Source organism: Streptomyces sp. NBC_01498, from assembly GCF_036327775.1.
Taxonomy (GTDB): domain Bacteria; phylum Actinomycetota; class Actinomycetes; order Streptomycetales; family Streptomycetaceae; genus Streptomyces.
Map to the genome: position 1 here is coordinate 7,171,294 of NZ_CP109598.1, position 25,907 is coordinate 7,197,200.

The window sequence follows — 25,907 nt, forward strand, 5'->3', positions numbered from 1 at the left end:
ACGCTAGGTCTAGACCACTGCCCGGTGCAAGGGCCCCCCTCCCGAGGGCCGTGCCACCGGCGTCCCCCCGACGGGAACACGCCGCGGTTGACAGGGGGCGCCCCGGTGAGAGCCTGGGAGGGGGCGGCGGAGGAGAGGCCGCCCGAGGGACCGACCCCACCACGCCGAGACTGTCCTCCTGCCGACAGGAGAGCCAATTCCCGTACGGGACAAGGGACATGAGGTCGGGTGCGGGGCTCAGGTTCGACGGGCGGACGGGCCGGCGAGAAGCGACGGGCTCACCCCCCGGCGCGGCGCTCCCGCCCGTCGGGGGCCCGGTGCCGCCGGAGGCACCGGGCGCGGGGCCGGCCCGCCGCCCGGCGGGCCACGACACCGGAGGTAGTGATGGCGGACGACATTCTGCGCACGATCGACTCCCTGGTCGCGGAGGAACACCGGCTCCGTGAACAGGCCCCCGGCACCGGCCTCGCCCCGGCCGACCGGGCCCGCCTCCAGGTGCTCGAACAACGCCTCGACCAGTGCTGGGACCTGCTGCGGCGGCGCAGAGCGGGGGCGGACCAGGGCGAGGATCCTGAGCAGGTCGAACCGCGCCCGGTCGCCGAGGTCGAGTCCTACCAGCAGTGAGCACCGATCTCCGACTTCTGCGATGATCTGCCCGGAGCCGGGACGGATGCCCCGGACCGGGACAAGGGTGAGGGATTCTCGTGACGTACGACGTCGAAGCGGTACGCGGCCGGATTCCCGCCCTGCGAGCCGGAGTCGCGCACTTCGACGGCCCCGGCGGCACCCAGACGCCCGCGTCGGTCATCGAGGCCGTCACCGCCGCGCTGAGCAACCCCCTCTCCGTGCGCGGCTCCGTCGCACCCGGCGAGATCAACGCCGAGACGATCGTCCGGGAATTCCGCCGCGCGATGGCCGACCTGCTGGGCGCGCGGGAGACGGGAATCGTCAGCGGACGCAGCGCCACCCAGCTCACCTTCGACATCGCCCGCGTCCTGGCCCGGAGCTGGGCGCCCGGCGACGAGGTCGTGGTGAGCCGGCTCGACCACGACGCCAACATCCGCCCCTGGACACGGGCCGCCGAGCAGGCGGGAGCCGTGGTGCGCTGGGCGGACTTCGACCCGGCCACCGGCGAACTGCCCGTGGAAGCCGTCACCGCCCTGCTCACCGACCGCACCCGGCTCGTCGCCGTGACCGCCGCCTCGAACCTGATCGGCACCCGGCCGGACATCGCCGCGATCGCCGGCCCGGTCCACGACGCCGGCGCACTGCTGTACGTCGACGGCGTCCACTACACCGCCCACGTCCTCGTGGACGTCGAGGCGCTCGGCGCGGATTTCTTCGTCTGCTCCCCGTACAAGTTCTTCGGCCCGCACCACGGCGTCCTCGCCGCCTCCCCGCACCTGCTGGAGACACTGCGCCCGGACAAACTCGCACCCTCCACCGACACCGTGCCGGAGCGCTTCGAACTCGGCACCCTCCCCTACGAGGCCCTCGCGGGCACCCGCGCCGCCGTGGACTTCCTCGCGGACCTCGCCCCCGACGGGACGGGCGACCGCCGTACCCGCCTGCGCGCCGCCTACGCGGAGATCACCGCCCACGAGACGGCGCTGCGCGCGTACGCCGAAACGGGCCTGTCCGCGCTCGACGGCGTGACCCGCCACTCCCGCGCCGCGCTGCGCACCCCGACGACACTGCTCACCTTCGAGGGACGCGCCGCGAGCGACGCCTACCACTTCCTGGCCCGCTCCGGGGTCCACGCCCCCGCGGGCTCGTTCTACGCCCTGGAAGCCTCCCGCCACCTGGGCCTCGGGGACACCGGCGGCCTGCGCGTCGGCCTCTCCCCGTACACCGACACCGAGGACGTCGACCGTCTCGTCACGGGACTGGCGGAGTTCCTCCGCTCCTGAGGGCGGGCCGGCGGGCGCCGACCGCGTCCGCCTGGCCGGGACGGCCGTGATGACCCCGGCGGTGTGCCCATAGGGTGGCCCCCATGTCTGCCACGTTGAGTTCCGCGAAAACCCGTGCCGCGCTGCGCACCTCGGCCCGTGTCTCTGTCGAGATGCTGGTGATTCTCGTCATGGCGGGGGTGGTTGTGTGGCTTCTGGGGCAGATGTGGTCGATCGTCTGGCCGCTCGTCATCGGGCTGCTGCTGACCACGCTGACCTGGCCCGTGGCCCGCTTCCTGCGCCGCCACGGGTGGCATCCTGCCCTCGCGTCCTCGGTCGTGACGGTGCTCTTCCTCCTGGTCGCCGCCGGGGTGGTGGCGCTGATCGCGGTCCCCGTGGCGTCCCAGTCGGGTGAGCTGACGACCGGCGTCACCGACGGCATCGGCAAGGTGCGCGAGTGGGCGGCGGGGCCGCCGCTGAACATCGGCGACGACCAGATCACCGGCGCCCTGGACACCGGGGCCTCCCGGCTCCAGGACAGCGTCGGCAGCGTCGTCACCGCGGCCGTCACGGGCCTCAGCACCGTGGTCAACGGGGTCGTCACCGCCGTCCTGGCGCTCTTCCTGATGTTCTTCTTCCTCAAGGACGGGCCGAAGTTCCTGCCCTGGCTGACCCGCCAGCTGCCCGGCCGGCTCGCCACCGACCTGCCGATCGTCACCGCCCGCAGCTGGGACACGCTGGGCGCGTTCGTACGGTCCCAGGCGTTCGTCGGTCTGCTCGACGCGGTCTTCATCGGACTCGGTCTGTGGATCGTGGGAGTGCCGCTGGTCCTGCCGCTGGCGGTGCTGACCTTCGTGTCGGCCTTCGTGCCCATCGTCGGCGCCCTGTTCGCCGGATTCGTCGCCGTCCTCATCGCGCTGGTGTCGAACGGCCCCATGGACGCCCTGATCGTGCTGGGCATCATCGTCCTGGTCCAGCAGCTCGAAGGGAACGTCTTCCAGCCCATGATCCAGAGCCGGGGGCTCGGCCTGCACGCGGCGGTCGTCCTGCTGGCGGTGACACTGGGGGCGAGCCTGGCCGGCATCGTGGGCAGTCTCCTCGCGGTGCCCGTCGCCGCGCTGATCGGGGTGGGCTGGACCTACGTACGCGAACAGCTCAGCGACGAGCGGCCGGAGCCGGACCGGGAGCCCGACGCCGACCCGGACGCCCAGCCCGGCCCCGACCCGGATCCGGAGCCCGCGACCGTACACCCGCAGGGCGGACCCGCCGTTTCGTAGCCGCTGCCGCTGCCGCTGCCGCCGCCGCCCCGTCAGCGGGCGCGCGGCTTCGGCGGCGCGGTGCCTCCCGCCAGCGGGGAGCGGGCCAGTTCGACGCAGCCCGCCCCGATCAGGACGAGCGCGAGGAGCTCCGGCAGCAGCCACCACCCGGTCCGCACGCCCTCGCCGAACAGCGTCACCCCGTAGGTGATGCTGATCAGCGCGTCCCCGAGCGTCAGCATCGGCTGGGACGCCACCAGGGAGCCCGCCTGGAGGGCGTTCTGGAGGAGGAACAGCGCACCGATCCCGGCCACGGCCGTGGCGTACAGCTGCCAGGACGTGAAGAAGGCGACGGCCCCCGCCCCGTCGTCGATCCGCGCCACCGCGTCCTTGAGCAGCGCGGCCGTCAGGGCGTAGGCGCAGGCCGCCGCGAGCGCGAACAGCGCGGCGCGGGCGTTGCCCCGCGCCCGCCGCCCGGCGGCGATCACCAGGACCTCGAAGACACCGGTGACGATCAGGGCCGGGACCCAGGCGAGCGTGTCCACGGTCTCCTTGCCGCCGTACGGCGCCGCCGCCCCGAGGCCCAGCACCAGACCGATGGTCACCGCGGCGACGCCGAACCAGCCTGCGAACGGCAGCCGGGTCCGGAAGACATGACTCGCGATCAGCAGGGTCAGGGGCAGCTCGATGACGAAGATCGGCTGCACGATGGTGATGGGCCCGGTCGCCAGCGCCACGGCCTGGCAGAACGCGGCCACGATCACCAGCCCGATCCCGGCCAGCCAGACGCGCTTGCGCAGCAGATGCCGGATCAGCGACAGGCGGAGCGTCGCGGAGTCGGGCACCGTCGAGGCGGCGCGCCGCTGGAGCACGGCCGCGGAGCCGTTGCTGAGGGCGGTCAGCACGGCGAACAGGACACTGATCACGGCCCCATCATGCGGGCGGCTCCGCCGGTGCCGTCGGTCATCGCGGGCGATGCGGCCAGGTGGGGGCCGAACGGACCAACCGCAGGTCACGGGCCCCGGTCCGGCCACCGCGTCGGCCCGGTCCACGCACCCCGTCGGGCGGTCCGTCAGGCGGCCGGCCCCGGTGCCGTCCCGCTCGCGGCCGCCTCCTCCGCCGCGCGGGCCCGCGGCGAGCGGCCGTTGATCAGCACGGCGCCGATGACCGCGGCGGCCAGGAGGATGATCGCCGCCCAGGTGATGGCGACGGTGAAACCGTGCACCGTGCCGGTGTTCACGATCCGGGTCCGGTCGGCCGGGGACAGGGCGCCCTGCCGGGTCGCCGCCGCGAGATGACTGGCCACATAGGTGGCCGTGGCGGTCGTCGCGATCGTGTTCAGCAGCGACGTACCGATGGAACCGCCCACCTGCTGCGCGGTGTTGACCGTCGCCGAGGTGACCCCCGAGTCCTGGGTGGCGACGCCCATCGTGGCCGTCGAGATCACGGGCAGGAACGTCAGCCCGAGCCCGAAGCCCAGCAGCAGCGTGCCGGGCAGGATGTGCCCCGCGTAACTGGAGTGGATGTCGAGGAAGGTCAGCGAGAACATGCCCCCGGCGCTCAGCAGCAGCCCGGGTACCAGCAGGAAACGCGGCGGTACGAGGGGGAGCAGCCGGGCGGAGATCTGCGTCGAGCCGATGATGATGCCGGCCGACAGCGGCAGGAACGCCAGGCCGGCGGTCAGCGGCGAGTAGCCGAGGATCGTCTGGAGGAAGTACGTGAGGAACAGGAACGAGCCGAACAGCCCGATCGTCGCCATCGCCATCACGATGACCGAGCCGCCGCGATTGCGCTCCCGGATGATGTGCAGCGGCAGCAGCGGGCTCGGCGACCTCGTCTGCCACCAGGTGAACGCGACCAGCAGCGCGACGCCGACGCTCAGCACGGTCAGGACCTCCGTGGAGGTCCACCCCTTCTGCTCGGCCCGGCTGAACCCGTACACGATCGCGACCAGACCCCCGCTGCCGAGGATCACCCCCGGGATGTCCAGGCGCGCGCCCTTCGCCCCCGCCCGGTCCCTGAGCAGGGTGAGGGCGCCGATGACGGCGAAGAGGGCGATGGGGACGTTGACGTACAGGCACCAGCGCCAGCTGAGCCATTCGGTGAGGATGCCGCCCAGCAGCAGACCGATGGCGGAGCCGCCGCCCGCGATGGCGCTGAAGATCCCGAACGCCTGCGCGCGTTCCTTGCCGGCGGGGAACGTCGTGGTGAGCAGGGAGAGCGCGGAGGGCGCCAGGAGCGCGGCGAAGGTGCCCTGGAGCGCGCGGGAGAGATACAGCATCTCCTGCCCGTTGGACGAGCCCCCGAGCGCGGAGGAAGCGGCGAAACCGATGAGGCCGATGATGAAGGTGCGCTTACGGCCGACCAGGTCGGCGACCCGGCCGCCGAGCAGCAGCAGGCCCCCGAAGGCCAGCGTGTACGCGGTGATCACCCACTGGCGGTTCCCGTTGCTGATGCCGAGGTCACGCTGGGCGGAGGGGAGCGCGATGTTCACGATCGTCGCGTCGAGCACCACCATGAGCTGCGCGGTCGCGATGACGGCCAGCGCCCACCAGCGGTGCGGATCGGCCTCCTGCACGGGTTCGGGGGCGGCGGTCCCCGGATCGCCCCCGCGACCTGTGCCGTCCTGCGGGCCGGGCGTCGACGGATCACTCATCGATGTCTTCCTTCGCAGTGGACCTCCGCTGCCGCACCTCAGCAGCTCACCGTTCAGGTCAGAACATCATGAATCGGTCATTCCCGCCGGTCTGCGAGGGGTGGGGCGCGTCGGACCGGCCGCGGCCCGCCCGAGGCGCCCCCGAACCTCAGCTCACCGTGAACGAGGAAGACACCCCCGTGAACGGCGTGATCTTCCCGAACAGGTTCTTCGCGTCGCCGAAGTGCGCGATCCGATAGGTCCCCGGGACCGTGTCCGCCCCGATGTCCCAGCTGATCGTGGCCTTCGACGTGCCCGTGAGCCCGTTGGTCCGGGTCCACCGGTACTTCGTCCGCCAGTCACCGTCGTCCAGCACCCGCGTCCAGGACCCGTCGACCAGCCGCTGCACCTCCAGGAAGGTGCCGCCCCGGCGCAGGTTGTTCTTCGGATGCCCGGTGGCGAACTCGACGGTCGCGGTCCGCCCGCGCGCGTACGAGGCGTCCGGCGGGGTCAGCACACCGCCGAACGCCTTGCCCGACGGCGGACTGTCGTACACGACACCGGTCTGGAAGTTGAACTGCCGCCCCGACTCGTCCGGCGGCGCCGTCCCGTGCTCCAGCGGGGTGCCGTCGCGCAGGGACGCCGCGACCCGCGCGTACTCCTGCTGGTAGGCGGGCAGCGTGTAGCGGCCGTAGAGGGTGGAGCCGCCCTCGTACTGCTGGGTGTCGTACTCCTCCGGCGTCGTCACGTACTGGCTGTAGGAGTTGGCGTACCCCTGGAGCAGCACCCGGTCCAGCGGCACACCGAGCTGCTCCGCGACGGTCCGGCGGACCCGGAGTCCGGAGGTGATGGTGAACTCGCCCGGCCCCGCGACCAGATGGAGCTCACCGATCTTCATGATCTGGAGCGGCAGGATCTTCGGCGTGACCGGGTGGACCTCACTCAGCAGCCCCGTGGGGACCAGGCTCGCCTTCGGGTACTGGCAGGTCGCCAGCCAGGCCGGGGTGTCGACCTGTAGCGCCTCGATGATCGCGGCTACCGGAGTCTGCATGCCCTCCTCGAACCCGGGGATCGCCGGGCCGTCCTCGACACTGCCCGCGAGCGTGGACGCGCCCACGACGGCGGGGCACGTACGGTGCTCCTGCCCGTCCGGGGTGTAGGCGCCGCCGACCGTCACGTTCTCCATGTCGACGTACGCGAGCCGGGAGTCGACCCCGCCGCCGACCGGCCGGGCGTCCCGGTAGATCTCCCGCGCCTTGTCGAGCTGGCGCCGACCGATGATCCGGGTGTTCTCGAACTCGTCCTCCGTCGGACCGGAACCCGGCCGCAGATTGAGGTTCGGGGACATGTCACCGGCGTTGGTGTTGGGGAAGGCGGCGACGAACCCCGGGGTGTTGTCGAGATAGCGCACCCCCTCCAGGTCGTGCTCCCACGCGTAGGAGGCGTAGCCCTTGTTGTCGGGGCTGATGAGGGTGTTCTCGTTGGTGAGCGAGGTGTTGTGGGTGGCGAACCAGCTGATCGCCCCGGCGTCCTTGTCGCCCTGCCGGAAACGCAGCACCGTCATGGCCGGGTCGATCCCGCCGGGGAACGCCGCCCGGTCGGCGGCCGGGTTGCGGTCGAAGGCGGTACGGGAGCGGTTGACGCTCGCGTCGGTGAGCGTGCCGGTGCCCAGGCTGATCGTGCCGGGCCGCAGATCGTCGTGGGCCTCGGCGACGGACTCCACGATGCCGTCCACGATCGCCCGGTAGGTGGCGCTCTGGAAACCGAGGACGGAGAGGTTGTACGCGACGTCGTGCGAGTAGCCGCCGGGCCCCGAGTGGGTGTGGGTCGCGGACAGCAGCACGTTCTCCTCGCCGTACAGACTCCCGTACCGCTCCTTGAGGCGGGAGACCACGCCCTGCCGGACGGACTGGAAGATCATCGCGAGGTCGGCGTTGACGTACACCACGCGCCTGCCGGTCGACGGGTCGGCGACGACGAAGGCCCGGGACCGCTGCCGCTGGTGGATGCCGGAGGTCTTCTGGTCGAAGCTGGAGTAGCCCATCATGCCGGTCTCGGCGGCCTCGCCGGTGACGTCGGCGATGCCGCGCCCGACGAGATAGGCCCCTCCCTCGGCGGCGGCCGTTCCGGAGGCCAGCGCCGGGGGAGGGGCGGTGAACGAGGCCGCTCCCAGGGCCGCGACCACGGCGAGGACGGCGAGCCGGCTTCCGGCACGACAGGGGGTGGGGGGTGGCATGGAACCTCCTGGGCGGGAGAGGGACAGGACGCCCGTTCCCGGTCGGCGGTGCGGGGCGTCGGCGGCTCGGGGCGGCGCGTGCCCCGACGGTAGAGGGCCCGGCCTCCGCCGTACAGATCTCTACCGGCCAGTAAGTCCCTTGGGGGGAGACACGGATGCCCGGGGAGGGGTGAGCAGCAGCTCCTCGTACGCGTGGTGGTGGCGGGCGGTGGAGCGCTCGCGCAGCAGGGCCGCCGCGCGGGCGTGCTGCCCGGTGTCGACGAGGGCGCGGGCCAGGGTGTCCTGGACGATCTCCCGCTCCACGCGTACGCCGCCGATCCGCCCGGTCCGCCCGCCCAGCGCCGTGAGCAGGTCGACCGCCGCCCGTGGCCGGCCCGCGGTGATCGCGGCGAGTGCCCGGACCACCGGGGCCAGGACCTCGCGGAAGTCGGGGCGTTCGTCGGCGGCGGCACGGCGGGCCAGCCGCTCCAGGTCGTCGGTCGCGGCCTCCACGGCCAGTGCGAGGGCGAGGTTGAAGGTGTGGAAGACCTCCGCCGTACCGCCCGGTGCGGCGAGCAGCTCCCGCACCAGGAGCGGGTCGCTGCGCCCGGCCGGGGCCTGCCCGACCAGCAGGAGACGCCAGTTGGTGGCCGCCCGCATGCCGACGTCCACCGGGGGGAGCGCCGCGTCGGCGCGGCGCCGGGCGTCGGCGAAGTCGCCGCAGGCGATCGCCTGGAGCGCGGCGTGCCAGCTCAGATGCCGGGTCTGGAGGGCCCCCGGGTCGCCCGCCAGCCACCCGTCCAGGAACGCGGTCGACGCGGGTCCGGCCCCCAGCTCGTGCTGGGCGTGGGCGAGGGCGTGGGCGGCGACACCCGAGCGGGGGAAGAGGGTCAGCGCCCGCTCCGCCAGCCCGTGTGCCTCGCGGACCCGTCCCTGCTCGGCACGGAAGGTGGCGAGCCAGGCCGTCCACGCCCAGTTGCCGGGGCCGGCCAGTGCGGCCTGCTCCTCGACCAGGGTGTCGCCGAGCGCCCGGTACGCGGGGTCGTCGCAGGACGGGAAGGCGCCCAGCATCAGCCCGGCCTGTTCGTCGGCCGGCCAGCGTGCGAAGTGCGTCAGGAGATGGTCGGCGGCCAGTCGGTGGTGGCGGTGCGTGAACAGGAACACCCCGTACACCACACTGGCCTCGCGCTCACCGGCCGCCCGCGCGTCCCGGTGGGCGGTCACCAGCTGCTCCCGGAGGACGGTGTCGTCCAGCCGGTCGCCGGTCGCCAGGGTCAGCAGGCCCCGTGCCAGACCGCAGCCGGGATCGGCGCCCACCCACCGCCGCAGCAGGGTCAGGGTCCGGCCGCCCTGCGCGAGCAGTTCCACCAGCGCCCGGTTCCGGGCCGTGACCGCCGTCGCCTGCCCGGCCTCGGCGGTGCCGGTCGCCGTCTCCCCGGCCGTCACGCCTCTCCTCGGCCGACACCGCCGCCCGTAGGCCGGTGCCCCGTCACACGCTGGACCGGAAGAGAGCGGTGCAGACGATGCCGCTGTTGCCGCAGTGATTACGCGTGAGGCTCAGCGGCAGTCCTGCGGAGTTCCCGCTGCCCAGACCGCTGCCCGACACCGTGGAGCCTGCCGCCCGCGCCTCGCTCCCGTTCACGCACGTGTTGCCGAACACCGCGTTCCCGACCCCGACGACACTCGCCTGGGCCGTACCGGCCGGAAGGAGCGCCGCCCCGGCCACGGCGCCCAGCACCGCCACCCGCATCCCCGCGTTCCGCGCGCCGCTCACGTCCCGTGTCTCCACGCTCATCGCGCTTCTCCTCCACCCGGATCCGATCCGGGCCGTCGACCGATCACCCCGGCCGGAGGCCCCGGCCGCACTCCACCAACGACGCGTCGCACCGTTCGACACGCGGCCTCACCAGGGAGATCATCAGGAACGATTCTGCTTCCGCCGCGAGGGCCCGGTCGGCCGCCTCGGGAATTTCATTGCATAAGCGGTTAAAGTGAACATATCGCCCGTATGGGGGTGAGAGTGGATCCGCGAGGCCCGTCCGTACGCCCCGGCGCAGGACGCGCCGGCGGGAACGGCCCCCGGGCCGCCGACCGACGGTCGGCGTCGCGCGACGCCGAGAGGGTGAGGCGTATGGAACGCCCCGTGAGCGCGTCGACCGACGGCCGAGCCTGGATCCAGCAGCTCGAAGACACCCTGGCCGAGGCCATGGGACGGACCGGCTCCCCCGTGAGCCTGGTCTACATGCTCCCCCAGGGAGAACAGGTCCTGCGCCTCGTCCTGCTGGGCGGCCTGCCCTGGGACCTCGCCGCCCCCTGGGCCCGGGTCCCCCTGGAGACCGCGACCCCGGTGGCCGACGCCGTCCGCGAGGAACGGCTGGTCTGGCTCGGCGGCCAGGAGGAGATCGCCCGCCACTACCCCCAGCTGGGAATGCTGCTCCCGTACGACTTCGTCCTCGCCTCCGCACCCGTGACCGGCGGACCGATCCGCGGCGGGATCGTCCTCGCATGGCCCGTCTGGCACCGGCCCGAGCCCAGCGAGGAGGAACGCGAGGCCATCGCGCTCTGCTCCCGGCGCGTGGGACAGGTCCTCGGGCACGCGGTCACCGGCCGGACGTCCCTCCATTTCGACAAACCGCGCATCATGGCCCCGACCCGCCCGCCCGACCCCGACCCCACCCAGGCCAGGGCCGCGTACGAGTTCGCCGAACGGCTGCCCACCGGGTGCTGCGCCCTGGACCTGGACGGCCGCGTCACCTTCTACAACCCCGCCGCCCTCGACCTGGTCGGCGGCGGTGGCACCCTCGTACTCGGCCAGCGCCCCTGGGAGACTCTGTCCTGGCTGCGCGACCCGGTCTTCGAGGACAGCTTCCGCGAGACGGTGATCGCCCGCCGGCCCACCACCTTCACCGCGGTCCGACCATCCGGCACCCGCCTCGACTTCACCCTCCACCCGGGCGACCACGGCATCAGCGTCTCCCTGACACCCGCGGACGCGCTCACGGCCCCGCCCGCCGCCCCGCCCGCCACGGCGGAACAGGGCCCCGGCAGCGCGTCGCGGCCACCGGCCGCCCAGACCCCGTCCCGACGACAGGCCACCGTGCTCGGCGAGCCGGTCGGCGCGACAGCCCTCTACCACCTCACCCATCTCGCGGTCGCCCTCACCGAGGCCGTCGGCGTCAGGGACGTGGCCCGCATCGTCTGCGACCAGCTCATCCCCGGCTTCGGCGCCCAGGGCCTGGTCCTGCTCACCGTGGAGGAGGGCCGGCTGGGCGTCGTCACCCACCGCGGCTACAGCACCGAATTCGTCGAACGGATCGACAACGAACCCGTGAGCGCCTTCGCCCCCCACCGGGAATCCCTGGCCACCGGCAAACCGATCTTCCTCGCCACGTACGCCGAATTCCGCCGCTCCTACCCCGACGCGCCCCGCTTCGCCATGCGCAACGCCTGGGCCTTCCTGCCTCTCATCGCCTCCGGGCGGGCCATGGGCTCCCTCGTCCTGTCCTACGACCGGGCACGGACCTTCCCCCCGTCCGAACGCGCCGTCCTCACCTCGTTGTCCGGCCTGATCGCCCAGGCCCTGGACCGCGCCCGCCTCTACGACGCCAAGCAGACACTCACCCGCGCCCTCCAGACCGGCCTGCTGCCCCACTCCCTGCCCCACGCCCCCGGCGTGGACGTCGTGGCGCGCTACCTGCCCGCCGGTCCCGACACGGACATCGGCGGCGACTTCTACGACCTCATCCACAGCACGTCCGCACCCGCCACCGTCTCCGCCGTCATCGGTGACGTCGAAGGCCACAACGTGCACGCCGCCGCCCTCATGGGACAGATACGCATCGCCATCCACGCCCTCGCCACGGCGGGCACCCCGCCCGGCGCCGTTCTCGCCCGGACGAACCGCCTGCTGACCGACCTCGAACCCGGCCTCTTCACCAGCTGCCTCATCGCCCACCTCGACCCGCTCCGCCACCGCGCCCGCCTCGCCACCGCCGGACACCCCCCGGCCCTGCTGCGCCACCCCGACGGCCACACCGACATCCTCGACCTGGCGCCGGGACTGCTGCTCGGCATCGACCCCGGCGGCGAGTACCCCACCACCGAGGTCCCCTTCCCGCCCGGCAGCCTGCTCGTCCTCTACACGGACGGACTCGTCGAAGTCCCCGGCACCGACATCGAGGACACCACCCGGAGCCTCGCCCAGCAGGTCGCCCGGGCGGACACAGGGAACCTGGACGAACTCGCCGACGCCCTCGTCCGGCGGGCCAAGCAGGCCGTACCCCGCCACGACGACATCGCCCTGCTGCTCATCCGCTCGCACCCCGCCCCGGGCACGGACACCCGGCGGTGACGCCGACCGTGATCCGGCACCCGGGCTCCCCGGTCCGGCGGGCGGGCCCGTCACCGGTCCCCGTTCGCGTCGGCACCCCGGATCGCCCACACTCGGTGGTGCGGGACCGACGGGACGGGCCGCGGCGACACGGCCGGACCGGGCCGCGGGTCCGGGCCCCGACCGGCGAACGACAGGGTGCGTACGAGTCCTCACGCGCACAGCCGGACGAGTGGACCACCACCGGGGGAGGCTGCGCGAGGAGGTGCCGATGATGGCACGGGAAAGCTCATTCACCATCGACGGGGGCGGGAACGTCTCCGAGTGGCACGACGCGGCCCACAACTACCCGGACATCACCTCGCGCGACATCGTCGGCGTCCCCGCCGGGGTGGCCCTCGACCGGCTCCTCGGCCGGCTCACCGACGCAAACGGGAGCCCCGGGCCCGCCGCCCTGCTGCTCAGCGCCTGCCGCGACCGGGCCGAGACCGTCGTGTCCCTGCGCGGCACCGCGCCCAGCCTCCACGCCGCGCAGGTCGAGGCGGCCTTCGACAGCTCGGCGTTCGAGCGGTCCACCGCGGGTCTGGAGGTCTACGACACCGACCTGAGCGTCCTGCGCGCCAACGCCGCCGCCCTCGCCATGCGCGGACGCCCGGCGGCCCGCGTACTGCGTCACCGGGTGGGAAACCTCGGCTCGCGAGTGCCGCTCGCCCCCTTCCTGCGGAAGGTCCTCGACGGCGACGAGACGGCCGCCCAGGGACGGATCGACGGACACGACGGCCACGGCGGGTCCCGCGTCTTCGCCGTCACCGCGTTCCAGCTGCGGGACGAGCGGGAGGTCATCGGCGCCGGGGCGGTGATCCACGACGTCACCGAACAGGACCGCGCAGAAAGGGCCGCGCGGCTCCTGCGCCGGGCCCACCAGGAGATCGGCACCAGACTCGACGCCCCCCGGACCGCGCGCGAACTCGCCACCGTCGCCACCCGGGACTTCGCCGACGCCGTCTCGGTCGACCTCGTCGACGCGGTCCTGCACGGCGGCGAGGCACCTCTCCCGCCGGTGGGCACCGACGTCGTCCTGCGCCGCGCCGCCTTCGAGGCCCCCGGCGGCCTGCGCGCCACCCACGCCGTCGGGGAGATGAGCTACTACGCCTCCGCCACCCCGTACTCGCAGGTGTTCACCGACCTCACACCCCGGCTGCTGGACCCCACCACCTCGCCCTCCGACTGGCTGATGCACGACGCCGCCCGCGCGGGCGCCCTCCGGGACGCCGGAATCCACTCGATGATCGTGGCCCCCCTCTCCTCGCACGGACGTGTACTGGGACTGGTCGGCTTCTACCGGGGACCACGCCACCCCGTGCCCTTCGAGGAGGCCGACGTGAGCCTCGCCGAGCAGGTGAGCGCACGGGCGTCCGTGCACATCGAGAACGCCCGCACCTACGCGCGGGAGCACACCATGGCCGTCACGCTGCGGCGCAACCTGCTGCCCCGCACGTTCCCGGACCTGTCCGCCGTGACCACGGCGCACTTCTGCGCACCGGACGTCCAGGACAAGGTCTGGTTCGACGTCATCGCGCTGTCCGGCGCCCGCGTCGGCCTGGCCATCGGAGAGGTGCCCCAGCAGGGCCTCGACGCCGCGGTGGCCACCGGCCAGTACCGTACGGCGCTGGACACACTGGCCGCCCTCGACCTCCCCCCGGACGAACTGCTCGCCCATCTCGACGACGCCACCGGCCAGTTCCTCTCCCGGCACGGCGGTCCACCGGGCGCGAACGCGCCCCCGGCCGAGGACTCCCCGCGCTGCCTGTACGCCGTCTACGACCCGGTGACCGGCGAGCTGTCCGCCGCCTCCGCGGGATGGCCCGCCCCGCTGCTGACCACCCCCGACGGCGAGGTCGCCCCCGTGGACCTGCCGATCGGCCCGCCGCTGGGCAGGGGCGCCAGCTACGAACTGGCCCGCCGGACCGTCCCGCCCGAGAGCGTGCTGACCCTGTGCTCCCACGCGTTCCCGGACACCGGAATCGACCTGGAGGAACGCGTCGCCCTGCTGCGGCGGTCCGCGGCAGAGGTCGGCCGCGACCCGAAGGCCCTCTGCGACAGCGTCGTCCAGGGCCTGCTGACCCGCGGATCCGGCGAGGGGGCCGCCATGCTCGCGGCCCTCACCCACCGGCTGCCCGAGGACAGCGTCGCCACCTGGGCGGGAGACCAGGACCCCGGAGTGGTCGCCGCGTCCCGGGACCGGGCCGGCCGGCAACTGGAGGACTGGGGCCTGGCGGCCCAGGTGTTCACGACGGAGATGGTGGTGAGCGAGCTCGTCACCAACGTGATCCGGCACGCCGGCGGCAACCCGCTGGTACGCCTCATCCGCGACCGCGCGCTGACGGTCGAGGTCTCGGACAACACGACCACCTCGCCCCACCTGCGTCACGCCCGTGCCCAGGACGAGAACGGCCGCGGCCTCATGATCATCGCCGCCCTCGCCCGCCGGTGGGGGACCCGCTACACCCCGAGCGGGAAGACCATCTGGGTCGAGCAGGATCTCGACTGAGTCCTGTCCCGCGAACCACGACACGGCGACGGGCGGACACCGGGGTACGGGTCGCGCACGCGGCATCCGCCCCCGGAGCGAAAGGCCCCAACAGGCGCTATGTCCGGGGAAGTTGGGCTATTCGCGGCCCCGACGCCCCTAATCTGGGGGCATGTCTGACAATGGGGAACGCGCGCGTCTCGGCAGGATCCTGGACGAAGCGGTGCGGGTGGCCAGGGCCGCCCGCACGGTCGAGGGGATGTTCGCCGGGGTGATGCGGGCCGTGACCCCGGTGCTGCCGTCCGACGTGTGGGCGGGCGTCACGGTCGACCCGTGGACGCTGATGAACACGGGGGGCGACTACCGCGACGGGGTGCCGGCCCGGCTGATGCCCCGGATGCTCGACATCGAATACCGGGAGGGCGACGTCAACTCCCTCCCCGAGCTGGCACGAAGACCCGTGCCCGTCGGTCTGCTCAGCCAGGAGAGCGGCGGCCGGCCCGAGCGCAGTCCGCGCTACCGGGACATCATGGGACCGCTCGGCCAGAAGGACGAACTGCGGGTCGTCCTGCGCGACTCCCGCGACGCCTGGGGCGCCCTGATCATCGGTGTCGGCGACACGGCGCCGGTCGGGCCGGACGTCCTGGCCCTCGCCGGGGCCCTGTCCCGTCCCCTCGGCGAGGAGTTGCGCAGGATCCACCTCATCGACCGGGTCCGGCGGGAACCGTCACCCGCCTCCCCGGCCCTCGTGCTGCTGGACTCCGGCTACCGGGCCCTGCACCTCACGTCCTCGGCCGCGGCCTGGTTCGACGACCTCCTGCCGCACGCCCGTCCGGTACGCCGCCCCGGCTCCTCCAGGCGTCCGCCGGCGGACCTGCCACCGGCCGTGTACGCGGTCGCCGCCGCCGTCCGGGCCCCCGGCGCGGCTGACTCCCTCTCGTCCCTGCTGCGCAGCCGGTCGCGCGGTCTGGTCCGGCTGCACGCCTGGCGACTGGGCGATCAGCCGCCGGCCACCGTCGCCGTCTCGATCGAACCCGCCGGACCGGGCGAACACGCCGCCCACATCGTCGCCGCCTACGCGCTGACCCGCCGCGAACGCGACATCGTCTCGCTCGTCCTGCGCGGTCACTCCACGGCCGCGATCAGCCAGCAGGTCCGGCTCTCCCCGCACACGGTGCAGGACCATCTCAAGTCGATCTTCGACAAGACGGGGGTCCGCAGCCGCCGCGACCTGGTCGCGACGCTGTTCGCACGCCACTACCAGCCCGGTCTGATCCCGCCCGTCCACGGTCCGGACGCAGCCCCCCGGCCCCGCCCGCCCGCCGCACCCGGAGCTCCCGGAGTGCTCTGAACCCCGGCCGCGTGCCGGCTGTGGCCGCCGGGCCCCTCGCTCTGTTCACCCGCAGGGGGTCGCGCGTTCCCCGCGACGAGGGAGCGGTCAGGTCTCGGAGCCCGTACTCCGACTCGTTCGTCCAGTCCCCCTTGATGCTCTGGTCCAGGGGGGCTAGACTGAGTGCCCGTCCCCGAAAGAGGTGTCGAAGTGTCGGCAATGGACCTGCCCCGGGTCGTGGCCCACCGGATCGACGACGGCTGGAAGCTCGTCATGGAAGGACTGGAACCGGCCTACGTACCCCGGCTGAGCGAAGCCGCGAGGCGCGGTCGGGCGCTGATGGAGGCCGCGCGTGTCCCCGGGGCCGATCGCGGCGTCCAGGTCAGCGTGGACCTGGGGGAGGAACTCAACCGCCACGTCAAGGCGTCGACCCAGGCGACCGTCGACGCCCACCGGGCGCAACTGAAGGCGGCGGCCTACCTCCGCCGGACCGCCGACGCCCTCAAGGCCCAGGGCCTGACGGGCCGTGACATCGCCCACGTCCTCGGCGTATCACCCCAACGCGTCTCCCAACTCCTCGCCGCTCGCGACTCGTCGGGATGACGCGGGTGGGCCCGCGACTGATCCTCCTGTGCGGTCTCCCGGGTGCGGGCAGGACGACGGAGGCGAAACGCCTGGCCCGGAGTCTCCCGGCCGTCCGTCTCTGTCCCGACGAGTGGCTCTCGGCCCTGGGCTTGGACTTGTTCGACGAGACGGCGCGGGAGCGGGTCGAGCGTCAACTGTGGTCGCACGCGCAGGACTTGCTGGCGAGGGGAGAGATCGTGATTCTGGAGAACGGCTTCTGGGAACGGGCGGAACGGGACGAGAAGCGGCAACGGGCCCACGAACTCGGTGCGGCAGTGGAACTGCGCTACCTCGCCGTGCCGACGGCCGAACTGAATCGGCGGATCGCCCCGCGCAACCGCACGCCGGGAGCCGCGATCATCACGCCCGGCCTGATCGCGCGGTACGAAGCGCTTTTCGAGGCCCCGACCGAGTCCGAGCGGGCCCTGTTCGATCCACCGGTGGAACTCAGCGACCCTCGCCCGGGCTCAGGGCCTCCAGGATGAGGTTCAGGCCGTAGGCGAACTCGTCGGCGTAGGCGTAGCCGGGCTGGAGGACGTGTTCGGTGACGAGTTCCATCAGGTGGGGGTACGCGTCGGCGGGCATCTCCCGCACGATGCCGTCCGCGACCGCGTCCAGCTCCGCCGTGTTGCTGAACGGCAGGCTCAACTCCTGCATCACGAAGCCGTACAGGTAGCTGTCGATCAGCGAGAACGCGTGCGCCGCCGCCGGTACGGAGAGCCCTCCGGCGCGAAGTGCGCCGAGGACGGCGTCGTGATGGCGCAGGGTCGCGGGGCCGGGCCGGGTGCGCGAGTCCATCAGCGCGACGGCCCAGGGATGGCGCCGGAGCACGGCGCGGGCCGACTCGGCGCGGCGCCGCATCGCGCTCTTCCAGTCCGTGTCGAGGGGCGGCAGCTCGATCTCGGCGAACACGGCGTCCACCATGCCGTCGAGCACGTCCTCCCTGCCCGCCACATGGTGGTACAGGGACATCGCTTCCACGCCCAGCGGTTCCGCGATGGCGCGCATGGTGAGCGCCGCCGATCCCTTGCTGTCGGCGACCGCCACCGCCGTACGGATCACCCGCTCGCGGCTCAGCGGCGCGCGCGCCGACCCTCCGCGCCGTCCCTTGCCCCCTTCGCGCACCCGCCGCACCTCTTCGCCTCTCCGCACACCCGTTGACCGACTTACGGTGTAAGGATAACGTGCCTTACAACATAAGGTAGACGTGTCGCGCAAAGGGGGCCGCGCTGTGAGCGGTGATCGTGTGAAGAGGGTCTGCGTCGTCGGTGCCTCGGGAAAACTCGGGCAGTACATGGTGCGGCACGCGCTGGACCGGGGCTACGAGGTGGTCGGCGTGTGCCGTGAGTGCAGCGTGCCGAAGCTGGCCGCGTTCGACGGGCGTATCACCGTGGTCCCGGGGCCCACCAACGACCCGGAGGTGATCCGGCGCGCGGTGGCGGACTGCGACGGCGTGCTGACGGTGCTGGTGCCGTGGCGGGTGCAGCGGTACGCGTCGGGTACGGCGCGGGCGGTGCTCGACCACGCGAGGCCGGGCGCGCGGCTGATCTTCTCGTGCGGCTGGCACATCACCCGTGACGGCAAGGACCGCTACGCGTGGTGGTTCACCGCGGGCATCCGGATCGCCACCGTGCTGGCCAGGCTCGTCCGCTTCGCCGAGATCGACGACCAGGTGGAGGCATGCCGCCGGGTGTTCGCCAGCGACACCCGGTGGACCGTGGTGCGCGGCAGCGATCTGGAGGAGGGGGAGAGCGAGGGCCTGCCGGTGTGGAGCAGGCACGTGGGCGACCCGGTGCTGGCCGGGAACCTGACCCGCCGGGTGGACTTCGCCCTGTTCATGGTCCACGCGCTCACCGACGACACGCTCGTCCGGGAGGCGCCGGCCATCGTCGGCTGCCGTACCCCCGGCGCCCTCGCCCACACCGGGGCCCACCCCGGCGCCCCCGTCGACCGCGCCTGAGCCCGGCGGCGCTCACCCCGGCGCCGGACCGTGTACGCCGCCGGGCGAGCCCTGCGCGCGGCGCCTCACGGCGGGGGACCGGTGTCCGACCCGGGGACCGACCGCCGGGGCCGGACGATCACCTCACTTCCCAGCGGACGGAATCCGGCCGCCAGAAACGCCCGCAGCGAGCGGGCGTTTCCGGGCGCGACAGCGGCGAACACCGGCTCACCGGCCGGGGACAGGCTGAGGGAGTCCCGCAGCAGCGACCGCCCCAGCCCGGCTCCGGTGCCTCCACCCGTGGCGTCGGGCTCGTCCAGTTCGACGCTCGTCTCACGCCGCCCCGCCAGACCGTCGGCCAGGGTGACCAGCCCGCGTTCGTCGCCGTGGACGCGGACATCGCCGCGCAGGGACCGGGCGTGGCGGACACGCGGGTGGTCGTCGAGATCGAACCGCTCGGCCAGACACGGGGGCCCCGCCGAGCCGCGCGCGACGAGCACGAGGTCGAGGGTGTCGATCCAGCCCCCGCGCCCCGCCAGAAACCTCAGGAAGTCGGGAGCCAGCGAGGCCCCGTAGCCGTCGGGTCCCCGGGCCTCGACCTCCGAGGCGGACAGCGCCGTGGCGACCACGGCGTGCCCGGTGAAGGCGACCGAGCACTCCAGCCCGCCCGGCAGCGCGGGGAGCACCGTCACCCGGCCGTCCACGGGCGGGAAACGCCCGTCGGCGGCGTCGAGGAACGTCGTCAGCAAGGGGTGGGACGCGGGCATGGCGCCCCACCCTACAAGTCACCGTCAGAGAGCGCCCTCGCCGACCGGCGGCACGGCGGGCCGCGCGGGGGACGGCACGACCGGGAGCCCACCGGCCGGCCGGAGCGCCCCGCCGTCGGGCGCCCGGTCTCCGGGCGTACGGTCTTCGGCCGCGGCGGGCGGCGGCACCCGTCCCGCCAGACGGCAGCCCGCACAGCCGGGATGCCCCGTCCGGGCCTCGATGTCCCGGATCCGCCAGTCCCACTGCTCGCGCGGACGCGGACCGGCCGGTTTGCCCCAGCCCACGAGATGCAGAACCCAGGTGACCACCACGGCCAGCGCGCAGATCGCGAGCCCCAGCGGGATCCCGGGGCGCCACACGCACATCCCCACCCCGGCGACGGCCGTACCCGTCAGGGCCAGGGCCCAGCCCGTCCAGCCCGCGAGGGTGTGTCCGAGGTCGACGTCCTCGTGCAGTCGGCTCACGGTCTCTCCTCGCTCACGGCGTCACGCGGCACCCACGTCGGCGGATAGGGTCGGATCAGCAAGGTCATTCATGAACTAAACCTCTTAGATACTAAGGAGACTATCCGTGGGAGGCAAGGAGCGCCCGGCGGCGACCCCCGCCGAGGCACTGGCCGCCATGGACCGTCTGATCGCCACCAGCCTGGTGGCGCAGCACGCCGTGGCGCAGCGGCTGGGTCTGAACATCACCGACCTCACCTGCATGGGGCACATCCTCGGCGCGGGCCCCGACCCGATGACCGCGGGCGAACTCGCCGTACGCGCGGACGTGACCACCGGCGCGATCACCGGGGTCGTCAACCGGCTGGAGAGCGCCGGATACGTCGTCCGCCGTGCCGATCCCGCCGACCGCCGCCGGGTCCGCGTCGTCGCACGCGAGAGCGCCGCCGAGCGGATCCGGGCGGTCTACGAACCGTTCTACGCCCGCCTCGGAGAGGTCTTCACCGACTACTCGCCCGACGAAGTCGCCGTCCTCGCCGAGTGGTTGAGCCGCACCGGAAGTCTCATGAGCGGCTACCTCGCCGAACTGAGGGAGCGCGAGGCCACCTGCCCACCCGTTGCTCCCGCGTCCCCGGCCCCCTGACGCCGGGATCGCGGAACGTACGCGGCAGGACACGCGCTCACCCCCGCCGACCGGCGAGAACGGTCGACGCGCCCGCGTGCCGTACCTCCGGTAGCGTGGGGGGGACGACGTGCTCACGCGCCGGGCCGCCGCATCTCGCCGCCGGCCCCTCCGTCGATTCATCCGTGCGTCGGGTGCCGGTTCCACGGCGCGCCTCCCGGACTCCGGCCGGGCGCCGAACTCCACGGCACACACGGACCGGTGGATCAGTCCGAAAGGAACGCGCCATGCCCTTCGTCGGCACCAAGGACGGCACAGAGATCTACTACAAGGACTGGGGCTGGGGGCAGCCGGTCGTCTTCTCCCACGGCTGGCCGCTCGTCGCCGACGCCTGGGACCCCCAGATGCAGCTCATGGCCGACCACGGCTACCGGGCCGTCGCCCACGACCGGCGCGGCGGCGGACGCTCCGGCCAGCCCTGGGACGGCAACGACCTCGACACGTACGCCGACGACCTGGCGGCGCTCATCGAGGCCCTCGACCTGCGCGACGTCATCCTGGTCGGCCACTCGACCGGCGGCGGTGAGATCACCCGCTACATGGGCCGGCACGGCACCGGCCGGGTCGCCAAGGCGGTCCTGCTGGGGGCGATCCCCCCGCTCATGCTCCGGACGGACGCGAACCCCGAAGGACTCCCGATGGAGGTGTTCGACGAGATCCGGGACGGCGTCCAGAAGGACCGCTCGCAGTACTACCGGGACCTCAGCGCCCCCTTCTACGGCGCCAATCGCGACGGGTCCCCCGTCACACCGGGGACCCGCGACGAGTTCTGGCTGTGGGGAATGTCGGTCGGCGTCAAGGGCGCGTACGACTGCGTCAAGGCGTTCTCCGAGACCGACCTCACCGACGACCTCGGGACGATCGACGTCCCCACGCTGATCGTGCACGGCGACGACGACCAGATCGTCCCCATCGTGGCCGCCGGTGACAAGTCCTCGCAGCTCGTCAAGGACGTGACGTACAAGGTCTACGCGGGCGCGCCGCACGGCCTCGCGATGGTCCCGGAGTACGCCGAGCGGTTCAACGCCGACCTCCTCGCCTTCGCACGAGGCTGAACCTTCGCACGAGGCTGAACCTCCGGGTGTGGATGACCCTCCGGGGCTGAACTCCGGGGACGGTGCGACGCGGCGCCTGCGGGATCCGCGTCGGCTCCGACCGGTACGGGACCGGTGGCCGAGGTGACCCCCACCCCGGCGAACGTTCCCGCGGCCGCCGTCCGCAATATGGGCAAAAGGGGAAGTAGCGCACGGGGTGGACTGTTGTCGGGAGAACAGCCCTCGCAGAACAGTCCCGGCACAGCCCCGGCACACCCGAAGGTCGCCACCATGGCAGCACAGGCCCCACGCCCCGGAATCCCCGGCACCGCGAACGCCCACACGGCAGTGAACACCGCCGCGGCCCTGCACGGCCTGGTGAACGGGTCCGGGCTGGGGCTCGCCGTCTGGGACACCGGCCTGCGCTGCGTCTGGGCCAACGAGGCGCTCACCGGCTACGACGGCATCCCCGTGGCCGCCCGTCTGGGCCGCCCGCCACGGGAAGCACTGGCGGGCGACGCCGACGACACGGAGACCACCGTACGGAGGGTGCTGGCCACCGGCGCCCCCGTCACCGGCCGCGAGTTCCGCGTGCCGACCACCGGCGGACAGGGGGACCGGCACGGCGTACTGTCGGCGTCCTACCTGCGCCTCGACGACGCCGACGGCCGCCCGCTCGGGGTGTGCCTGCTCGTCCTGCCCGTCGGAGGCCGCTGGTGGGCCGGGGACCGCCTCGCGGTGGTCAGCGAGGCGGGAGCCCGTATCGGCACCTCCCTGGACGTGATGCGTACGGCGCAGGAGCTGGCCGACTTCACGGTGCCGCTGATCGCCGACTACGTGACCGTCGATCTGACGGAGGCCGTACGGCTCGGTGAGGAGCCCCTGGAACGGTTCGGGCCGTCCCGGGGACGCGTCCCGACGTTCCGGCGGGCGGGCAGGGCGTCGATCCACACCGGTTCGCCCGAGTCGCTGTGGGGCAGCGGTGAAGTGGTCTACGTCCCGGAGGACTCGCCGTTCATGGAAGTCCTCGCCTCGGGCCGCCCCGTACTCCAGCCGCTGCTCGACGCCGACCACGACGCCTGGCTGGAGAAGGACCCCGCACGGGCCGAGAAGATCCGCGAGTTCGGCATGCACTCGCTGCTGATCGTCCCGGTCCAGGCGCGCGGCGTCCTGCTGGGGGTCGCGGTGTTCGTACGGACCCGGAACCCCACCCCGTTCGACGAGAGCGACGAACTGCTCGCCGAGGAACTGGTGGCCAGGGCCGCGCTGACCCTGGACAACGCCCGCCGCTACACGCGCGAACGCACCGCCGCGCTCGCCCTCCAGCACAGCCTGCTGCCGCGCCGGGTCAGCGGCGGACGGGCCATGGACGTGGCCACCCGCTACCTCCCCGCCGACGACGAGTACAACGTCGGCGGCGACTGGTTCGACGTCATCGGCCTGCCCGGCGGCCGACTGGCCCTCGTCGTCGGGGACGTGGTGGGCCACGGCATCAACGCCGCGGCCACCATGGGACGGCTGCGCACGGCCATCCGTACGCTGGCCGATCTGGACCTGCCACCCGGCGAGCTCCTGACGCGGCTGGACCGGACGTTCGTCGGGCTGGCCGAGGAGAACGACGACGACGGCGCCGCGACGGAGCCGTCGCCGGGGGCGACCTGCGCCTACGCCGTGTACGAGCCGGCCACCCGGACCTGCACCGTGGCGCTGGCGGGCCATCCGCCGCCCGCCGTGGTGGACCCGGACGGCGGCGTCACCTTCCCGGACCTGCCGCACGGCACGTCCCTCGGCGTCGCGCTGCTCCCGTACGAGTCCGGGGAGGTGCGACTGCCCGAGAACGGCGTGATCGCCTTCTACACCGACGGTCTGGTCGAGGACCGCCGGCACGACATCGACATCGGGATGGCGCGGCTGAGTGACGCGCTCGGGCGGCGCGCCGCGTCGCTGGAGGAGCTCTGCGCGGCGGTGATCGACACGCTGCCGACCACGACCCCGGCCGACGACGTCACCCTGCTGCTGGCCCGCGACCGCCGGGACCGACCGCCCGCCGCGGATCCTCCTGCGCCGCCCGGCGCCGACCTTCCACTGCCGCCCACGGGACCGACCGGAGACGTGTCCTGCCGCCCCGGGCGCCACGTCGACGGCTAGTTTCGGTCCATGCCACCGTTCTCGCCCGCCTACCTCCTCCACAAGCTGCTGGGCAACGAGCGGTGGCGGCGGCTGCACGTCAAGGCGTCGCTGTGGGCGGCCGTCGGCGTCGTCGTGGTACTGCTCCTCGGCTCCTGGATCATCGTCCCCTGCGAGGAGTCCGCGCCCCGGGCCACGATCACCTCGTTCCCGCTGGCCCTGTGGTGGTCCGTCGAGACCGCCACCACCGTCGGATACGGGGACCTGTACCCGGTCACCCCGGCCGGACGGGTCGTCGCGGTGGTCGTGATGCTCGTCGGGATCGCCATGTTCAGCATCGTCACCGCCTCCCTGGCCACCTGGTTCGTCGGCAGCGCCGCACGCCGCGCCCGGCGAGTGGCTCACGCGGTCGAACACGCCGAGGTACGGGGGAGGACCGACGCAGATCAGGAACTGGCCGCGCTGCACGCCCGCTTCGACCGGCTGGAGCGCCTGATCACCCACGAGGGCGGCCCCGGCGCCCGTCCCTCACCCGGTCCGGGAGCGGGCCGCTGACCCCGGGCCGCGTCCCCCCGCCCAACTGCCGCCTCTACTCAGGCCGTTTGAGTGCCGGTACTCACGCCCGTCGCACCCCGCGGAGCGAGGATCTACATACCGGCGCGGCCAAGAGCGCCGGTTCGATCCCGCTGAGACGATGGTGGAGAGCCTCCTATGTCCCGACGTACCGTTCTGTCCGTGACCGCCGCGCTCGCCGTCCTCGGAGGCGCGGGCGCGTTCGCCCTCGCCCACGCCGAGGAACAGCCTCCCTCGCTGGCACACAGCACCGCCCGCTACACCGCCCCCGAGGGTGACCGCGACGGCTCACTGGCGTTCACCACCGACGTCACGGCGTCCTCCGGCGTGACCGGCCTCAAGGTCCTTGCCTGGCCCGAGGATTCGGCCTTCGCCGACCGCGAGCTGACCACCAAGGACATGTCCGCCGCGGAACCGGCCGTGTGCGAACCCTCCGGCGACTCCACGGTCCGCTGCTCCTACACCGTCCCCGTCACCCGCACCGACGCCGAGGACTCCCCGCGCGGCACCTGGCACGTCGCCACCCTGGCCACCGCCGAGGACGGCACCACGACCCTGGACGCCAAGGCGGCGGATTTCACCGTGAGGTGACGGGGGCGGGGCCGGCGCCGGTCGTACGGCGCCGACGCGTCGGAAGCCCGTGCCGGACACCGGGATTTCTGAGTCCCCGGTGGACCCGGGCGGGTCAGCGGAGGAGCGAGCGGCCGGTGGGTGCCAGGCGCAGTGTCCGGGGGGCCGTCGTCCGCTCCCGCTCGATGCCCGGCAGGATCTCGTCCCGAGCGACCGGATGGGCCAGGACATCGGCGACGTGTTGCCGGTACGTGCTCTCGTCGGGGTACGAGGTCAGGATCGCGGCGACGTTCTCCCCGCTGCGGACGGGCAGCCTGGGGAACGTGTTGGGCGCGGTCTCGGTGGTGAGGGCGGCGAGCGGTGCGGGCCCCGTCGTGTGCAGGAGGGGAAGGAGTCCGTCCCGGATCAGTGCGGCGCCGTCGGAACGTCCGGGAGGGAACGACCACACGGTGGCCGAGACGAATCGGTCCGGCGCGGGGGCACCGGTCCGGGGGCGTGCGGACGGGGAGAGAGCGAAGCCGTTCTTGTCCGCGAGGGGGCGCAGGAGCAGGACGTCGTCGGAGTCGAGCATGGTGGCGTTCGCCCGGGGGCCGTACTCGGCCCAGACCGGGCCGTCGTAGAAGGCTGCCAGCGCGCGGCGTCGTGCCGCCATGTCCCGGAACCCGCGCAGCCAGACGAAGCGGTCCGGGTCGTCGAGGTCCCGGAACTGGCCGAGCACCGACATCCCCGCCTCTTCCTGGGTTTCGACGAACTCCCGGTCGAACAGCTCGATCAGTTCGTCGCGCCGGCCGGGACGCAGCGTGTACTGGCGAAGTTCGATCACGGCGATGCTGTCGGGGGGATCGGTAGGCGGCACGGCGGGCTCCTGTTCGGCACGGTGCTTCCGGTTCGTTCCCGGCTCGTTCGCCGGGATCCGGGCACGGACCCGACGGTAGGGCGGCCGTGTGCCAGGGGCTGTCAGG

At 73.1% G+C, this 25,907-nt stretch carries 23 protein-coding genes; 14 read left to right on the forward strand and 9 right to left on the reverse strand.

From position 1 onward, the window contains the following. Window positions 1-384: 384 nt before the first annotated feature. From OG875_RS30510 to OG875_RS30520, 3 genes are all read left to right on the forward strand, one after another. A complete protein-coding gene (locus OG875_RS30510) occupies window positions 385-624 on the forward strand; it encodes a DUF2630 family protein (RefSeq protein ID WP_330177467.1) in 240 nt (79 codons plus the stop codon). An 80-nt stretch (window positions 625-704) separates the two neighbouring features. Next, window positions 705-1,910 (forward strand): cysteine desulfurase-like protein, encoded by a 1,206-nt coding sequence (locus OG875_RS30515; protein ID WP_330177468.1) that lies wholly within the window; start codon window positions 705-707, stop codon window positions 1,908-1,910. An 83-nt stretch (window positions 1,911-1,993) separates the two neighbouring features. Then, window positions 1,994-3,166 carry an AI-2E family transporter gene (locus OG875_RS30520; RefSeq protein WP_330177469.1) on the forward strand — a complete coding sequence of 391 codons (1,173 nt, stop codon included), beginning with the start codon at window positions 1,994-1,996 and terminating at the stop codon, window positions 3,164-3,166. A gap of 32 nt (window positions 3,167-3,198) precedes the next feature. Here OG875_RS30520 and OG875_RS30525 read toward each other — a convergent pair whose 3' ends face one another. From OG875_RS30525 to OG875_RS30545, 5 genes are all read right to left on the reverse strand, one after another. Then, window positions 3,199-4,071, reverse strand: a complete 873-nt coding sequence (locus OG875_RS30525) for a DMT family transporter (RefSeq protein ID WP_330177470.1) — start codon at window positions 4,069-4,071, stop codon at window positions 3,199-3,201. 146 nt (window positions 4,072-4,217) lie between these two features. Continuing rightward, entirely contained in the window at window positions 4,218-5,801 is a 1,584-nt protein-coding gene (locus OG875_RS30530; protein WP_330177471.1) for an MFS transporter, read from the reverse strand. A gap of 148 nt (window positions 5,802-5,949) precedes the next feature. Next, window positions 5,950-8,016: a neutral/alkaline ceramidase gene (locus OG875_RS30535; protein WP_330177472.1), complete on the reverse strand. Its 2,067-nt coding sequence runs from the start codon at window positions 8,014-8,016 to the stop codon at window positions 5,950-5,952. Window positions 8,017-8,136: 120 nt separating this feature from the next. Then, window positions 8,137-9,441: a hypothetical protein gene (locus OG875_RS30540; RefSeq protein ID WP_330177473.1), complete on the reverse strand. Its 1,305-nt coding sequence runs from the start codon at window positions 9,439-9,441 to the stop codon at window positions 8,137-8,139. Between the two features lie 43 nt (window positions 9,442-9,484). Next, a complete protein-coding gene (locus tag OG875_RS30545; RefSeq protein ID WP_330177474.1) occupies window positions 9,485-9,790 on the reverse strand; it encodes a chaplin family protein in 306 nt (101 codons plus the stop codon). 336 nt (window positions 9,791-10,126) lie between these two features. On the opposite strand from OG875_RS30545, the gene OG875_RS30550 reads away from it, so the two are divergent. The 5 genes from OG875_RS30550 to OG875_RS30570 all read left to right on the forward strand — a co-directional run bounded on the left by OG875_RS30550 (window position 10,127) and on the right by OG875_RS30570 (window position 17,294). Further along, entirely contained in the window at window positions 10,127-12,346 is a 2,220-nt protein-coding gene (locus OG875_RS30550; RefSeq protein ID WP_330177475.1) for a PP2C family protein-serine/threonine phosphatase, read from the forward strand. A gap of 250 nt (window positions 12,347-12,596) precedes the next feature. Further along, entirely contained in the window at window positions 12,597-14,876 is a 2,280-nt protein-coding gene (locus OG875_RS30555) for a SpoIIE family protein phosphatase (protein WP_330177476.1), read from the forward strand. 151 nt (window positions 14,877-15,027) lie between these two features. Further along, window positions 15,028-16,206 (forward strand): LuxR C-terminal-related transcriptional regulator, encoded by a 1,179-nt coding sequence (locus tag OG875_RS30560; protein WP_330177477.1) that lies wholly within the window; start codon window positions 15,028-15,030, stop codon window positions 16,204-16,206. A gap of 189 nt (window positions 16,207-16,395) precedes the next feature. Then, complete coding sequence (locus OG875_RS30565; RefSeq protein WP_330177478.1) at window positions 16,396-16,788, forward strand: hypothetical protein; 393 nt, start codon at window positions 16,396-16,398, stop codon at window positions 16,786-16,788. Next, window positions 16,785-17,294 carry an AAA family ATPase gene (locus OG875_RS30570; RefSeq protein ID WP_330177479.1) on the forward strand — a complete coding sequence of 170 codons (510 nt, stop codon included), beginning with the start codon at window positions 16,785-16,787 and terminating at the stop codon, window positions 17,292-17,294. The genes OG875_RS30565 and OG875_RS30570 overlap by 4 nt, the downstream gene beginning before the upstream one ends. Here OG875_RS30570 and OG875_RS30575 read toward each other — a convergent pair. Next, entirely contained in the window at window positions 17,257-17,934 is a 678-nt protein-coding gene (locus OG875_RS30575) for a TetR/AcrR family transcriptional regulator C-terminal domain-containing protein (RefSeq protein WP_443079228.1), read from the reverse strand. The genes OG875_RS30570 and OG875_RS30575 overlap by 38 nt on opposite strands. 106 nt (window positions 17,935-18,040) lie before the next feature. Between OG875_RS30575 and OG875_RS30580 the strand changes: the two genes are divergently transcribed. Then, window positions 18,041-18,769 carry an NAD(P)-dependent oxidoreductase gene (locus OG875_RS30580; protein WP_330177480.1) on the forward strand — a complete coding sequence of 243 codons (729 nt, stop codon included), beginning with the start codon at window positions 18,041-18,043 and terminating at the stop codon, window positions 18,767-18,769. Window positions 18,770-18,834: 65 nt separating this feature from the next. On the opposite strand, the gene OG875_RS30585 is transcribed toward OG875_RS30580, so the two are convergent. Both OG875_RS30585 and OG875_RS30590 read right to left on the reverse strand, forming a co-directional pair. After that, complete coding sequence (locus tag OG875_RS30585; protein WP_330177481.1) at window positions 18,835-19,515, reverse strand: hypothetical protein; 681 nt, start codon at window positions 19,513-19,515, stop codon at window positions 18,835-18,837. Window positions 19,516-19,539: 24 nt separating this feature from the next. Further along, on the reverse strand, window positions 19,540-19,971 hold the full coding sequence (locus OG875_RS30590) for an HGxxPAAW family protein (protein WP_330177959.1): 432 nt from the start codon (window positions 19,969-19,971) through the stop codon (window positions 19,540-19,542). Window positions 19,972-20,086: 115 nt separating this feature from the next. Here OG875_RS30590 and OG875_RS30595 point away from each other — a divergent pair, with 115 nt between their 5' ends. From OG875_RS30595 to OG875_RS30615, 5 genes are all read left to right on the forward strand, one after another. Further along, window positions 20,087-20,602: a MarR family winged helix-turn-helix transcriptional regulator gene (locus OG875_RS30595; RefSeq protein WP_330177482.1), complete on the forward strand. Its 516-nt coding sequence runs from the start codon at window positions 20,087-20,089 to the stop codon at window positions 20,600-20,602. 266 nt (window positions 20,603-20,868) lie between these two features. Beyond that, window positions 20,869-21,696: an alpha/beta fold hydrolase gene (locus tag OG875_RS30600; protein ID WP_330177483.1), complete on the forward strand. Its 828-nt coding sequence runs from the start codon at window positions 20,869-20,871 to the stop codon at window positions 21,694-21,696. Between the two features lie 270 nt (window positions 21,697-21,966). Next, window positions 21,967-23,823, forward strand: coding sequence for a SpoIIE family protein phosphatase (locus tag OG875_RS30605; protein ID WP_330177484.1), 1,857 nt, complete (start codon window positions 21,967-21,969; stop codon window positions 23,821-23,823). A 9-nt stretch (window positions 23,824-23,832) separates the two neighbouring features. Beyond that, window positions 23,833-24,357 (forward strand): potassium channel family protein, encoded by a 525-nt coding sequence (locus tag OG875_RS30610; protein ID WP_330177485.1) that lies wholly within the window; start codon window positions 23,833-23,835, stop codon window positions 24,355-24,357. Window positions 24,358-24,513: 156 nt separating this feature from the next. After that, a complete protein-coding gene (locus OG875_RS30615; RefSeq protein ID WP_330177486.1) occupies window positions 24,514-24,966 on the forward strand; it encodes a DUF5707 domain-containing protein in 453 nt (150 codons plus the stop codon). Between the two features lie 94 nt (window positions 24,967-25,060). Here OG875_RS30615 and OG875_RS30620 read toward each other — a convergent pair whose 3' ends face one another. Continuing rightward, on the reverse strand, window positions 25,061-25,801 hold the full coding sequence (locus OG875_RS30620) for an NIPSNAP family protein (protein WP_330177487.1): 741 nt from the start codon (window positions 25,799-25,801) through the stop codon (window positions 25,061-25,063). Window positions 25,802-25,907: the final 106 nt, after the last annotated feature.